A 13,631-nucleotide genomic window follows, 5' to 3' on the forward strand; every position below is an offset into this window, starting at 1 on the left:
CGTCTTCCCGAGCCGGAGAGGCTCAGTGCTTGATGGCGATGGTCTTCAGCGTGGTGAAGCCGTACAGGGCCTCGAAGCCCTTCTCGCGACCGTAGCCCGACTGGCGCGAACCGCCGAACGGCAGTTCCACGCCGCCGCCGGCGCCGTAGTTGTTGATGAAGACCTGGCCGGCCCGCAGCTTGCGGGCCAGGCGCAACTGGCGGCCGCCGTCGCGGGTCCAGACGCCGGCCACCAGGCCGTACAGCGTGCCGTTGGCGATTTCCAGCGCCTCTTCCTCGGTGTCGAACACCATGGCGGCCAGCACCGGACCGAAGACTTCTTCCTGCGCCAGGCGGCTGTCGGACGGAACGTCGCGGAACAGCACCGGCGGCTGGTAGAAGCCGGCCTCGGGCGTGCCTTCCTTGAGCTTGCCGCGGGCGGCAACCTTCATGCCGGCGCCTTCCGCTTCGGCCAGGAAGCCGCGCACGCGGTCCTGCTGGCGGGCGTTGATCAGGGGGCCGACGTCGAGGTCGGCCGCGGCCGGGCCGGTGACGGTGGCCGAGAATGCGTCCGACAGGCGCTTGAGCACGGTTTCATAGACGCCGCGCTGGATCAGCACGCGGCTGCCGGCGGAGCACGTCTGGCCCGCGTTCTGGATGATGGCGGCCAGCAGCACCGGCAGGGCGGCGTCCAGGTCGGCATCGTCGAACACGATCTGGGGCGACTTGCCGCCCAGTTCCAGCGTGACCGGCACATGGTTTTCGGCGGCGGCGTGCGCGACCATCTTGCCCGTCTGCGGCGAACCGGTGAACGAGATGTGGTCGATGCCCGGATGCGCGGACAGCGCCGCGCCGGCCTCATGCCCGTAGCCGGTGCAGATGTTCAGGGCGCCGGCGGGGAGGCCCGTTTCGGCGGCGATCTCCGCCAGCTTCAGAAGCGACAGGCAGGCGTCTTCGGCGGGCTTGACCACGCAGGCGTTGCCGGCGGCCAGCGCCGCGCCCACGCTGCGGCCGAAGATCTGCAAGGGGTAGTTCCAGGGCACGATATGGCCGGTGACGCCGTGCGGTTCGCGCACCGTCAGCACCGTGAAGCCCGGGTTGTAGGGAATGGTCTCGCCATGCAGCTTGTCGACCGCGCCGGCATAGAACTCGAAATAGCGCGCCACGGCGGCGGCGTCGGCGCGCGCCTGCTTGATGGGCTTGCCGGTGTCGGCCGATTCCAGTTGCGCCAGCTCTTCCTGGCGGTCCAGCAGCGCGAAGGCGATTTTCATGAGCAGGCGGCTGCGCGCGGCGGGCGCCATCTGGCCCCACTCGCCTTCGTAAGCCTCGCGGGCCGCCGTCACGGCGCGGTCCACGTCGGCCTGGCCGGAACGCGCGATCGCCTCGAACGGCTTGCCATCGGACGGGTTCAGGACGGGAATGGTTTCACCGGTGGCGGCGGCCACCCATTGGTTGGCGATAAAGTTCTTCTGAGTCACGATGTGCGGAGTAAAGTAGCGGCCGGACGGCCGGTTGCGGAAAAGTGCGTTGCGCGATCGGACCAAGTTACGGGAGCCGCCGATAACTTGTCAATTGAATTGACAGCTTTTGTCCCAAGGGTCAGGATATTTTCCTGTCACCCCGGGTTATCCCTAATAATTCAGCGGCTTAACGCCGCAACGGACTTGTCATGGCGACTGACAAGCCCGCCCCCACACTGAAACAGGAAGGAGCGCGCCGATGAGCAATGTGCGTGACCCGCAACTGGCATCGCTGCTGGAAGCCGCGAACCGCCCCCGCCCCGAACTGGACGTGCTGGCGGAAGTGGCGTCCGGCCTGGGCTACGTGCGCGCCGAACGCTTCGCCGAACGCGTGTACGAAAGCCTGTTCTACGCGATCGCCACCGGCAAGATCGCGCCCGGCAGCAAGCTCCCCACCGAGCTGGAACTGGCGGCGCTCTTCGAGGTGTCGCGCCCGGTGGTGCGGCAGGCGCTGGACCGCCTGCGCGAAGACCAATTGGTGGATTCCATCCGGGGCTCGGGTTCGTATGTGCGCGCCAAGCCCGACCTGATGGGCGGCATGCCCGCGGTGGACCCGGCGCGCCGGGTCGGCCACATCCTGGAAGGCCTGGAGCTGCGCATGGTGATCGAGCCCGAATGCGCCTACCTGGCCGCCCTGCGCCGCACCGACGACGACCTGCGCGAGATGGACCGCATGCTGACGGGCTACGAAGAGGCCGACGCGTCCGGCGCCATCGCCCACCACCACGACTACGGATTCCATCGCGCCGTCGCCGCGGCCACCGGCAACCAGCGCTTCGTGCAGGTGCTGAAATCGCTGGAGTACGACGTCAGCCACGCGGTCAACGTCATGCGCCACCTGGTCCACAGCGAACCCTGGAAACGCACCCGCGCCGCCATCGACGAACACCGCCACATCTACCGGCTGATCCAGGAACAGGACGCCGAAGGCGCGCGCAACGTCATGCGCGCCCATATCGAAAAAGCCCGCAGCCGCATGTTGAACAGCGGCCCGGAACACTGAGCAGGAAACCCTTTACCCATGTCATCGCAACGCCCCGCACTGAATCTGGACCAGCAACTCGTCATCGTCACCGGCGCCAGCCGCGGCCTGGGCGCCGCCATCGCGCGGGCCTTCCTGCGGGAAGGCGCCAAGGTCGTCGTCAACTACCTGAACAGCGCCGAACGCGCGCAGGCGCTGGCCGCGGACGCGCCCGGCCAAGCGCTGGCGCTGCGGGCCGACGTGCGCGACGCGGCGGCCGTCGCCGCCATGGTGGCGCAGGCCAGCGAACACTTCGGCCAGCCCGTCAGCACGGTGGTCAACAACGCCCTGCCCTCCTTCCAGTTCAATGGCGACGCGCGGCCGCACGCCGACACGCTGGACTGGGCCCAGATGAATGCGCAGATCGAAGGCAGCGTGCGCGCCGCGCTGAACACCACGCAGGCCGTCCTGCCCGGCATGCGCGCCGCCGGCGGCGGACGCATCGTCAACGTGGGCACCAACCTGGTCCAGAACCCGGTCGTGCCGTACCACGACTACACCGCCGCCAAGGCCGCGCTGCTGGCCTTCACCCGCACCCTGTCGCACGAACTGGGCGCGGACGGCATCACGGTCAATATGGTCTCGGGCGGCCTGCTGCGCACCACCGACGCCTCGGCCGCCACGCCGGATGCGGTGTTCGACATGATCGCTGCGGGCACGCCGCTGCGCGAAGTCACCACGCCCGCGCAGTTCGCCGACGCCGTGCTGTTCTTCGCCAGCCCCTGGTCGCGGGCCGTGACCGGCCAGAACCTGATCGTGGACGGCGGATTGGTGAAAGGCTGACCCGCGCCGCTATGCCTGAAGCCGGCGGGCGCTGATCTCGCCGGCGGCGTACCGGATGCCCTTGAGCGCGGCATCCTCGCTGACGAACGTCGAATCGCCCACCCCGATGCGGGTCCATTCATGGTGGGGCGCGGTCCGCACCCAGGCCTCGTAGCCCGTGCGGGCCGCAAGCGGCCGCAGCTCGTATTCGAGCCGATAGCCGTTCAGCCTGATCGTTCCCGTTCTCATGCCCGCTTCCCCGCGCCTCAACGCCGGCCCGCGAGGCCGCAGGCGCGCATCACGTGCCGGCCCGGATCCGCCATCGGCATCCTCCGCCAGTCCTCCGCGCGTATCACTTCCGTGACGCGCTGGCCGTCCGACATCCACCGGCGCGCGACGCTGACCACATCGGTGAATTCGGGCTGCGGCCCGTCCAGCAGCCAGCCGACTATCGGGACACCGGGAGAAACCGTTTCCAAATCAAGGCCTTTCATGCCGCTCTCCGTTCAGGGAACGGTTAGGAGCGTATCCATTGATTGAACCTTTAAGTATTAGTAATGCCGAGAAAATCGAACATTTTGTATATTGATCGGATTTTGGGCTTCGAATGGAAGCGGGCGCACGCCGGGACATACCTGCTCACATATCGGGCGGGAGCGCTGGCTGGATGATGGCGAGGTATCATCCGACGTTCGACCGGCCCCGGTCCCGAGCGGCAGACGCGGCGGGATCCGCCCGCTGGCCGCGATTCCCGCAGATGGCCTGAGTGCCGCATCAATGAACGGTCTACGCGAAACATGAAATTAGCCACCTGGAACGTGAACTCCCTGAACGTGCGCCTGCCGCAAGTACTGGACTGGCTCGCCGCCAATCCCGTCGACGTGCTGTGCATCCAGGAACTCAAGCTCACGGACGACAAGTTCCCCGAAGCCGCCTTCACCGAGGCCGGCTACCACGCCGTCTGGGCCGGCCAGAAAACGTACAACGGCGTCGCCATCGTCTCGCGCGTTCCCGGCACCTCCATGGAACGCAACATCCCGGGCTACGAAGACCCGCAGCAGCGCGTGCTGGCGCTGACCTTTCCCGGCCCGGAAGGCGACGTCCGGGTGGTCTGCGCCTATTGCCCCAACGGCCAGTCCGTCGGTTCGGACAAGTACGCGTACAAGCTGGACTGGTTCGAAGCCATGCACAAGTGGCTGGCCGAAGAGATCCAGCAGTACCCGCGCCTGGCGGTGCTGGGCGACTACAACGTGGCGCCTGCCGACGAAGACGTGCACAACCCGGAAAAGTGGGAAGGCCAGGTGCTCGTATCGGAACCCGAGCGCGCCGCCTTCCGCGCTCTCCTCGACCTCGGCCTGACCGATTCGTTCCGCCTGTTCGAGCAGCCCGAGAAATCCTTCAGTTGGTGGGATTACCGCCAGTTCGCGTTCCGCCGCAACGCCGGCCTGCGCATCGACCACGTCCTGCTGTCGGCCCCGCTGGTCAAGCGCTGCATCGCCTGCGCCATCGACAAGGAACCCCGCCGCAACGAGCAACCCTCGGACCACGCCCCCGTGGTCGCCACCCTGGAATTCGTCTGAAGCAAAAATCGCGGACATCGCTTGCGTCCGCGCTTGGCTTTATGTATAGTTGCGGTCTTGCTTTTGGGGCGGTAGCTCAGCTGGGAGAGCGTCGCGTTCGCAATGCGAAGGTCGGGAGTTCGATCCTCCTCCGCTCCACCATAATTCCAGACGGAAAAGCCTTGGGACCACTATGTGTTCCAAGGCTTTTTTGTTTCTGCACGCCTGATTTCATTGGCTCGGGGCAAACCCGGGACTGCCTGGGGGTCCTCCCCTCGCCCGCCGGCGCGCAAGCCCCCCCCATCAAGATCGGCGGGACCAAGGCTTGAGCGTATGCAGATCCAGCAACGTGAACCTGCCGCCGTTCTGCCATCCCCCGGTATCGATGTAGTAGACGTTGCCGAGTTGCGCGGGCTTGCGCAGCGTCATGTGTCCATGGACCACGGCACGCACATTGCGGACGGGCTGGGCATACTGCATCCGATAGCGGTCGATGGACCATAGGCAGGCATCCTCATCCTCCGGGCTGAAGGTGGCGCCGTGGATGGCTTGCCAATCGTCATAGGGAAAGTCGGCATGCACCAGGCCGACAAGGCCCTGCGGCGTTTCCACCTCGATAGCCAGCGGCAAGGCATGCAAGCACGCAGCGATGCGCGCCTGGGTGCCGCTGTCGCAGGCATCCAGCCACGAGCCACCGTGAGCACGATGGTCTATGTCCGGCAGCGGGTCGCTCATCGCCCGCCGCAGCGTCATCAGATCGTGATTGCCGCGGATGGCATGAAACCAGGGGCGATCCAGCCAGGCCAGGACATCGCGAGACTCCGACCCACGGTCTACGAGGTCCCCGACGGAGAACAATCTGTCGCGATCGGGCGCAAACCTGACGGCAGCCAGCGCCGCATCGACCCGGCTGAAATGGCCATGGATGTCGCCCACGGCAAAATCACGGCCCCGGTCGTTCAACGGGAAGCGTTGGACTCGGGAATTACCGGGCGTCATCCCTGATTTCCATGTGATCTCCTGGCGGCTCATCCTGCATGACCCCCATGATACTTGGCCCTCCGTGGGCCCAGGCGGGATTGTTCGCCGCCCGCGGGCGCGGGCTCATCGAGGCAATGAACCCTATCTCCGATCCGGCCCGGCCGAAGAGGCGCCCAGCACGTTCAGCAAAGAATCCAGCCCGAGTTGATCGATGACCACATTGACCGTTGCGCGCACCACCGGTTTGGGATGGTAGCCGACCGACAGGCCGGCCAAGGCCATCATCTTCAGGTCATTGGCGCCGTCGCCCACCACGATCGCGTCCGACGTGGGCACGCCCAGCTCGCGGCACATTCGCGCGACGTGCCCGGCCTTGACGTCGGCATTGATCAATGTGCCCAACAGTTCCCCGGTCAGGCGCCCGTCCTTCACTTCCAGATGATTCGACAGGTCGGCGTCCAGGCCCAGTTCGGCGCGCACGCGCCCCGTGAAATAGTCGAAGCCGCCGGAGACGATGGCGGTCCTCAGGCCGGCCTGCCTGGCGGCGGCGATCAGGGCCGACGCGCCGGGCGTGATGCGCACCCGCTCGGCATACAGGCTGTCAAACGTGCCGACCGGCAAGCCGGCCAGCAGCCGCGTGCGCATGCGCAGGCTGGTGTCATAGTCAACGGCGCCGGATTGCATGGCCTGCTCGGTCAACCGGGCGACTTCGCGCTTCCTGCCGACCAGATCCGCCAGTTCATCTATGCATTCGATATTGATCAAGGTCGAATCCATATCGAACACCATCAACTTGAAATCGGACAGGCGCCGGAAAGACTCGATGACCGCGGTATCCAATCCGTGCTCGCGCCCCAGCTCATGAATGGCCTCCCGGCTTGCCGCAGCCGCCAGGGTGTAACGCAGACCGCCGTCATGAATACGGCAGCCCTCCACGGCCTGAAACAGCGCGCCGATGCGCGCGGCTTCGCCGTCCGAAAGCGGCGTGTTTCGCTGAACGACCAAATGCATGTTTCAACCGCGTAAATCTTGATCAAACGTCGAACACAGGAACTCGGCAAGCACCGAGGCGCCAAGCTGCGCATCTTCCATCAGCACGGTTTCATCCTTGTTGTGGCTGCCGTGCTGGTTTCTGATGAACAGCATGGCCGGACAGAATCTGGCCTCTGCGGGCACGCGGCTATAGGTATGCATTTTTCCTCGCTCGCGCTTACGCGCAGCCATGAATTCCTCTTGGTAATCAACAACATGGCGCCAGGAACGACGGATCAGCGCTTCTCCGGCGTGGAATTTCGGTAGATCAGTTGTCCGGGCAGCAGGCGGCGCTCGTTCTTGCCGCTGTCCTGCAGCAGCAGTTCTATGGCCGCGGTGATCATGTCTTCGACGGGCTGACGTATCGTGGTCATCTGGTAGGCGGCGTTCGAGGCAACCGGATGATCGTCAAAGCCGAATACCCGCACGTCTTCCGGAACGCGCTTGCCCAAGGCGAAGCGCAGCGCGTCGATGGCGCCCGAGGCGATTTCATCGTCGGCGCAGAACAGCGCATCGATGTCGGGGTGGCGCGCCATCAGCATCTGAGCGGCCTCGTAGCCCCAGGCATAGGTAAATTCTTTTTCCAGCACGGGCACCGCGGTCATGCCCAATTCGGCCAGGCGCTCCAGGAAGCCGGTGCGCCGATCCCGATTGGTGGACACCGACGGCATGCCGCCCAGGTAGCCCAGTACTTTGCTGCCGGATTCCAGCAGCACGTCGGCGGCCAGCCGGCCGCCGCCGATGTTGTCGGTGGACACGGAATGTCCGTTGCCGGTTTGCGCATACCGGTTGAACATGACCACGGGCACGCCCTGCTTGACGCACAAATCGGCGCCCAGGGTCGTCAGTGACGCGGTCGTGATGATGACGCCCCGCACGCGGTACTGCAGCACCAGCGGCATCAGGTCGTCGACCGTTTGCGGCGGCGTGGCGTTGAACAGCAGCGTCTGCAATCCCCGCCGATGCAGTTCCCGCGTGATCAGCTCCAGCACGACCGGATACCAGGGATTGGTAATGTTGGCCATGACGATGGCAATGATGTTGAACTTGCCGCTGCTCAAGCCGCGGGCCAGCGGGTTGGGCTGGTAGTCGACCAGATCGACGACCTTCAGGATCTTCTCGCGGACTTCTTGCGAAATGGCGCCCTTGCCCGAGATGAACCGGGACACGGCGGCCTGGGACACGCCCGCGAACCTGGCCACGTCTTTCTGTGTTGGAGCTTTCTTTTTCACGCCTTCTGGTTTTCCGATCAAAGAGGTGCACTGTCGGCGCCGCGCTTCGCCAACGAGATCGACAGGAAATGACGCAAGCAGTTTTCGACGATGTGCGAGACATTGTTGTCGCACCCGTTGTGCAACAAGCTTCCCAGGAAGGTAATCGAGCCCACGGCAAACAGTCCGCCGCCCTGCTCGGCCACACCGACTGCCATATGGGCGTGCACGCCTTCGTACTTGCGAGGAATCGACGCGGCGATGGTCCACGTCAGGATCTCTTCGGGCGCTATTCTAAAGCTAGGTCCATGGCCGTCCGAAATGCCGACGATCTTCAGGTACGCGGGCGAACCCAGTTCCGGCACGACCTGGTCCAGCTCGAACCCGGCCGCGCCGCCGCCGGACAGGCCGAAATCACCGTAGGTCTCTCCTTCCACGCCCTGGAACAACCAGGCTACGTCCGGATCGTAGGACTCCGGGGTGCGCCGGTAGCCCACGCCCTCGAATCCGCCTTGCACGGCAAAGCCCACGCCACCCACACATTGCGGCGCAATGCCGTTGCGCCGCCACATGCCGCCGTAGCCGCCGTCCAACTGGTGGTAGTACTCGCCCGGTTCGCTGGCCCACGCGCGGATGCCGCCTTCGGCGCGCCGGATTTCCAGCAGATGGGGGGCCGCCGCAGGGCGGGCGATCTTCCAGTAAAAGCCGTTGGCGCCCAGATACATCAGATATCCGCCACCTTCGCGGTACGCCACCAGGGCTTCGATCATGCGGCGCGTATGGTATTCCGGGTGCGAGCCGGTCAGCACCACGTCGTAGGGGCGCAAGGCGTCCAGGCCCTGGTCGTCCAGGTCCTCGTCGGTAATCACGTCATAGTCGAACCCTTTTTCACGCAGCCAGTGCGTCAGGTGCGAATCCGCTGGAAAGTGCCTCAGGCCGGACCCGTTGGGATCCGGAAACGTCAGATAGCCCGGGCGCATCGTCAATATCGGGCGCAGGCGCGACGACAGGCTGATGCCCGCCATGTCTTTGTGCCGGTTATAGGTGGACGCACCGAACTGCGTCACCACGTCGGGGTTGTGCGGATAGGCTCCCCACTGCGCGATGCGTTCGGCCAACTGGCCTGCATAGTTGCCTCGGGCGTGGTTCGCATAGGCCTGGTAGGTCAGGGTCGGCGCCAGGAACAACACGCGCGCGCGGGGCCCATCCGGGGCGGGCGTCACGTAGAACGGGATCGTGTCGCTGCCCTCGGGGTGCACGACTTCCAATCCATACACGCCGGATTGCGTGCCCGGCGGAATGCGCAGGCTGACGCTCTCCGCCCAACCGCAATCGGTCAGCGCGTCGGCGTGAAAGTACATGGCGGCATACTCGTCCGGCGCTTCCTTCCAGTTCAGATTCAGGCCAGACCAGCGCGACGACCGGACGGCGCGCACCGGCGTGTTGACCAGCGTCAGCGCGGGCATGCCGGACTGCTCGCCGGGCACGGACGATTCCTGCATGGCATCGGACAGATTCCATTGCGCCAGCGCCTGCCCGCCGGCATACAGTGCAGGCGCTTCGATCAGCCCGTTATATCCCTGGCTGGGATGGCCTTCTTGCCACACTGCGCCCAGGCAAAGATGGGTAAATGGCTGCCAGCCGGATTGAACCGCGTCGGCATCCAGCACCGCCTCTTGCGCGGGCAGTGCCGGCCCGGCCCCTGGGGTGCCGGTGGACACGGGCCCTACACGTAGCGTCAGGCGTTGCTCGGCCAGTGCGAGGCTTAACGACACCGATTGCCAGCGATCCTGCGTGGCGCGCAGGCCGGTACGCAGCGCGACAGGCGCCGCCCCTTTTTCCTGAAGCGCCAGAATGACCCATTCGCCATCATCCACGGCCAACGCCACGCCGCGTGCCGCCGGCGCATCCTGCAGGCTGGCCAACACCTGCGGGCCGCCTTGAACCAGCGTTGGCCTGGTCAACATGCGCAGCTCGATGTGCTTCGCATTGTTCTGGGCGGCGGGATTGAACACGGCCAGCGCGCACGCCCCCGGGTGGACCGCCTGCTCGCGCCCCGCATAACCGGCTTGCAACGCGAAGTCGACCGGTTCAAGCTGCATGCCGGGCCCGTCGGGATTGGGGTCGGCGCAATGGATGCGCAGGACACGCGCGGTAAACGGCTGGTTGCCTGCCGAACTGATGCGAAACGACAAGGTCTGGCCGGGTTGCGCGCTGAGCGGCGTGACGTAGCCCAAGATAGGAGGATGCATGATAGGTGTATTCATCGGTTCGATGTGAGTACAGTCGCCGTGAGCGGCGCTCAGTGCACGGCAAGATATTGCTCAAGGCGGCCGGGGTTCGATCGGCCCTCCTCGCTGGTAAAGGTGTCGGCCACGCAGCCGTTTTCCAACACGACGACGCGGTCGGCGATCTCGAGCGCCATGTTCAGGTTCTGTTCGACCAGCAACAGGGTCAAGTCTTCGCCCTTCAGTTGCTTCAACACGTTGGCTACGGCTTTCACCATGATGGGCGCCAGGCCCTGCGAGGGTTCGTCCAGCAACAGCACGCGCGGCCCCATGGCCAGGCCGCGCGCCATTACCATCATCTGCTGCTGCCCGCCGGACAGCTCGCCGCCTTTCTTCTTGAGCAGCTCTTCCAACAACGGAAACAGATCCATCAGCCGGTCCAGTGTGTAGGGAGACCCTGGGCGATACCCCAGCATGATGTTCTCTTTTACCGTCAGCAAAACGAAGGGATCCCGGGTTTCCGGAACCAAAGTGATCCCCAGCCTGGATATGGCCTGCGGCGAATGGCGCGAGATATCCTTGCCGTCGAAGGCGACCGTGCCGCTCGCGACCGGGTTCAGGCCCATGATGGACCGCAGCGTCGTGGACTTGCCCGCGCCATTGCGGCCCAGCAAGGCCACCACCTCGCGATTGCCTATGTCGAAGGACACGCCGTGAATGGCCTGGCTGGGACCATAGAACGTATTGATCGAGTCGATCCTTAGCAGCATTTTTAAAGTCCAAAATAGGCGGCGTGTACGGCCTGGTTCTTTGAAATTTCCTCCGCCGTCCCGGCGGCGATCAGCGCTCCGCGGCTCATGACGTGAATGCGATCGGAAATTTCCATCACCACGTTCATTTTGTGTTCGATCATCACGATGGTGTAGTCGGATTTGATCGATGCAATGAACGTCTTTACCCGTTCGGTTTCGCGCTGCGACAGGCCGGCCGTGGGCTCGTCCAGTAGCAGTATCTCGGGCCGCGTGGCGAGCGTCACGGCGATTTCCAGCAGGCGTTGGTCGCCGTAGGACACCGACTTCGCCAAGGTGTTTTCGTATTGATCCAGACCCAGCGTTTGCAGCAGCTCGCTGGCCTGAACGCGCAGGGTGTCGTAGCTGCGCACATTGCGCCACCACCCGGTGCGCCCCTTATGCGCGGCACGATACGCGGCCAGCCATACGTTTTCCAGAAAGGTCAGGTCCAGGTACACGCTGGAAATCTGGTACGAACGCCCTACCCCGCGCCGCGCGATCTGATGGGGTTTCAGATTGGTGACGGATGCGCCCCTGAGCAGGATTTCGCCACTGGTGACCGGCAGGTCGCGGGTCAGCAAGTTGAACAACGTGGTTTTGCCGGCGCCGTTGGGGCCCAGGATGCTGTGCAGCATGCCGGGCTCGAAACCGATGGACAGGTCTTCGATGACCACGTTGGCGCCGAATTTCTTGGTGACGTGGCGGGCCTCGAAGGCGTAGGTCGAGGTGCTGATCGCTGCGCTCATGACACGCTCCTTTGTTGTGTCCGGGAGCCGAACAAGCGGCGCACGCGATCGAACAGCTCGATGGCGCCGCCCTTCAGGAACAGCACCACCAGAATGATGAAGACGCCGAACAGCAGCGGCCAGCGCGCCCATATGACGCTGAAGAATCCCTGCAGCCAGATGAAAATCGCCGCGCCGATCACCGGACCGAAGATCGACGACATGCCGCCGATGATCACCATGAATACCGCCGTGCCGGAGTTGGTCCACGCGATCGCATCGATAGGCATGATCCGATACAGCATCGCGAACAACGCGCCGGCCACGCCCGACGTCGCCCCCGCGATCACGAATGCCAGCAACTGGGCCCGGTAGACGGAAAACCCCAGCGATGCGGTGCGGCGGGCATTCTGCCTGGCGGCATTCAACACCAGCCCGAGCGGACTGTTTATCAGTTGATACAAGCCCGCGAATACGACAACGAACACCACCGCGGCCAGGATATAGAAATTCACGTGGTTGGAAATATCGATCGTCCCGATGCCGGGAATGGAGATGTCCGGCCTGCGTATTCCCCCCAGGCCGTCTTCGCCGCCAGTCACGCTGTGCCAACTGTATGCCAGGTAATAGATCATCTGGTTGAAGGCGAACGTCAGCATCATGAAATAGATGCCCGTTCGCTTGGCGCTCATCATCCCGACCGCCAGGGCAACCAGCGCGCTGCCCAGCGCCGCCAGCACCAGGCCCGCGATGAGCGGAAGTTCCGTGTTGATGTACACGTACCCCGCCACATAGCCGCCCACGCCGAAAAACGCGGCCTGGCCAAAGGAATAAAGCCCGGCCACGCTGATCAGCAGATAGGTAGCCAGGGCGAAGATACCGAAGATCATGATCTCGGTGGCGATATTGATCGGCATGCAGAGCGGCGCCGCGATGGCCACGGCGACGGCGATGGCCGACATCAGATGGGTAGAAGGCGTACGTTGCATCAGCGTTCCCCGAACAGTCCCTGGGGACGGATCATCAATGTGGCAACCATGGCCACGTAGATCAGCACCGTGCTGGCCGACGGCACAAAGACGGACGACACGCTCTGGATGATGCCGACCAGAATCCCGGCCGCCAGCGCGCCATACAACGACCCGAGGCCGCCGATCACCAGCACCACGAAAGCGATCGACAGCATGTCCGCCCCCATGGTTGCGTTCGCGCCCAGCAGCGGCAGCACCAGGCCGCCCGACAGGCCGGCCAGGCCCGAGCCCAGCGCAAACCCGGCGGTCACCAGTCTGGATACGTCTATGCCCAGGCACTGCGCCATTTCGCGTTTGTCGATACCGGCCCGTATCTGCGATCCCAGGCGGGTGCGTTCGATCAGCAGCCAGACCACGGCGATCGTCAGTGCGGCCATGGCGCCGTTGAAAACCAGGTACTTGGGAAGCCAGGTGAATCCCAGGTCGAAAGCGCCCTGCAGCGCTTCCGGCGGTTGGACGCTCAGCCCTACCGTGCCCCAAATAATGATGATCAACTGTTCCAGGACCAGGGCCGTGCCGAACAGAAACAGCAACTGATACAGATAAGGGCCGCTCATCAAGCGGGCCACGCCCAGCTTTTCGACGATGATGCCGACCGCCGCGGGCCCCACGAACGCGACCAGCAGCGCCAGCCCGAACGGCATCCCGACCTGCATGGCGGCGAAACAAACATAGGCGCCCAGTGCGTAGAAGGCACCATGCGCGAAGTTGGGGACATTAAGCAGCCCTTTGATGATGGAGAGTCCAAACGCGGTCAGCGCGTAGATCATTCCTATCGCCAACCCGTTCAGG

General features: G+C 64.5%; 15 protein-coding genes and 1 tRNA gene. 4 read left to right on the forward strand and 12 right to left on the reverse strand.

The genetic code is table 11. The features are described from left to right. Window positions 1-22: 22 nt before the first annotated feature. Complete coding sequence (locus AVE30378_RS17000) at window positions 23-1,459, reverse strand: aldehyde dehydrogenase family protein (RefSeq protein WP_165360221.1); 1,437 nt, start codon at window positions 1,457-1,459, stop codon at window positions 23-25. 238 nt (window positions 1,460-1,697) lie between these two features. On the opposite strand from AVE30378_RS17000, the gene AVE30378_RS17005 reads away from it, so the two are divergent. Next, window positions 1,698-2,501, forward strand: coding sequence for a FadR/GntR family transcriptional regulator (locus AVE30378_RS17005; protein WP_129242046.1), 804 nt, complete (start codon window positions 1,698-1,700; stop codon window positions 2,499-2,501). A gap of 18 nt (window positions 2,502-2,519) precedes the next feature. Continuing rightward, entirely contained in the window at window positions 2,520-3,302 is a 783-nt protein-coding gene (locus AVE30378_RS17010; protein ID WP_129242047.1) for a 3-oxoacyl-ACP reductase, read from the forward strand. 9 nt (window positions 3,303-3,311) lie between these two features. On the opposite strand, the gene AVE30378_RS17015 is transcribed toward AVE30378_RS17010, so the two are convergent. Beyond that, the gene (locus tag AVE30378_RS17015) at window positions 3,312-3,530 is read right to left on the reverse strand and encodes a hypothetical protein (protein ID WP_129242048.1); all 219 of its coding nucleotides are present in this window, start codon (window positions 3,528-3,530) and stop codon (window positions 3,312-3,314) included. A gap of 17 nt (window positions 3,531-3,547) precedes the next feature. Then, window positions 3,548-3,775 (reverse strand): hypothetical protein, encoded by a 228-nt coding sequence (locus AVE30378_RS17020; RefSeq protein ID WP_129242049.1) that lies wholly within the window; start codon window positions 3,773-3,775, stop codon window positions 3,548-3,550. A gap of 303 nt (window positions 3,776-4,078) precedes the next feature. Between AVE30378_RS17020 and xth the strand changes: the two genes are divergently transcribed. Both xth and AVE30378_RS17030 read left to right on the forward strand, forming a co-directional pair. Further along, window positions 4,079-4,861, forward strand: coding sequence for an exodeoxyribonuclease III (xth, locus tag AVE30378_RS17025; RefSeq protein WP_129242050.1), 783 nt, complete (start codon window positions 4,079-4,081; stop codon window positions 4,859-4,861). A gap of 65 nt (window positions 4,862-4,926) precedes the next feature. Next, window positions 4,927-5,002: transfer RNA gene (locus AVE30378_RS17030), tRNA-Ala, on the forward strand. A gap of 141 nt (window positions 5,003-5,143) precedes the next feature. Here AVE30378_RS17030 and AVE30378_RS17035 read toward each other — a convergent pair. The 9 genes from AVE30378_RS17035 to AVE30378_RS17075 form a co-directional block, all read right to left on the reverse strand. After that, the gene (locus AVE30378_RS17035; protein WP_129242051.1) at window positions 5,144-5,839 is read right to left on the reverse strand and encodes a metallophosphoesterase; all 696 of its coding nucleotides are present in this window, start codon (window positions 5,837-5,839) and stop codon (window positions 5,144-5,146) included. A gap of 123 nt (window positions 5,840-5,962) precedes the next feature. Beyond that, entirely contained in the window at window positions 5,963-6,832 is an 870-nt protein-coding gene (gene serB / locus AVE30378_RS17040; RefSeq protein WP_129242052.1) for a phosphoserine phosphatase SerB, read from the reverse strand. A gap of 3 nt (window positions 6,833-6,835) precedes the next feature. Further along, window positions 6,836-7,045, reverse strand: coding sequence for a hypothetical protein (locus AVE30378_RS17045; protein ID WP_129242053.1), 210 nt, complete (start codon window positions 7,043-7,045; stop codon window positions 6,836-6,838). Between the two features lie 44 nt (window positions 7,046-7,089). Next, window positions 7,090-8,085, reverse strand: a complete 996-nt coding sequence (locus AVE30378_RS17050) for a LacI family DNA-binding transcriptional regulator (RefSeq protein ID WP_129242054.1) — start codon at window positions 8,083-8,085, stop codon at window positions 7,090-7,092. A 17-nt stretch (window positions 8,086-8,102) separates the two neighbouring features. Continuing rightward, the gene (locus tag AVE30378_RS17055) at window positions 8,103-10,316 is read right to left on the reverse strand and encodes a N,N-dimethylformamidase beta subunit family domain-containing protein (RefSeq protein WP_244235074.1); all 2,214 of its coding nucleotides are present in this window, start codon (window positions 10,314-10,316) and stop codon (window positions 8,103-8,105) included. A gap of 50 nt (window positions 10,317-10,366) precedes the next feature. Further along, the gene (locus tag AVE30378_RS17060) at window positions 10,367-11,062 is read right to left on the reverse strand and encodes an ABC transporter ATP-binding protein (RefSeq protein ID WP_129242056.1); all 696 of its coding nucleotides are present in this window, start codon (window positions 11,060-11,062) and stop codon (window positions 10,367-10,369) included. Window positions 11,063-11,064: 2 nt separating this feature from the next. After that, entirely contained in the window at window positions 11,065-11,829 is a 765-nt protein-coding gene (locus tag AVE30378_RS17065; RefSeq protein ID WP_165360217.1) for an ABC transporter ATP-binding protein, read from the reverse strand. Then, window positions 11,826-12,749 carry a branched-chain amino acid ABC transporter permease gene (locus AVE30378_RS17070; RefSeq protein WP_165360218.1) on the reverse strand — a complete coding sequence of 308 codons (924 nt, stop codon included), beginning with the start codon at window positions 12,747-12,749 and terminating at the stop codon, window positions 11,826-11,828. Before AVE30378_RS17070 ends, AVE30378_RS17065 begins: the two co-directional genes overlap by 4 nt. Window positions 12,750-12,796: 47 nt before the next feature. Next, complete coding sequence (locus AVE30378_RS17075; RefSeq protein ID WP_165360219.1) at window positions 12,797-13,609, reverse strand: branched-chain amino acid ABC transporter permease; 813 nt, start codon at window positions 13,607-13,609, stop codon at window positions 12,797-12,799. Window positions 13,610-13,631: the final 22 nt, after the last annotated feature.

Origin of the sequence: Achromobacter veterisilvae (genome assembly GCF_900496975.1) — a bacterium.
GTDB lineage: Bacteria > Pseudomonadota > Gammaproteobacteria > Burkholderiales > Burkholderiaceae_B > Achromobacter > Achromobacter veterisilvae.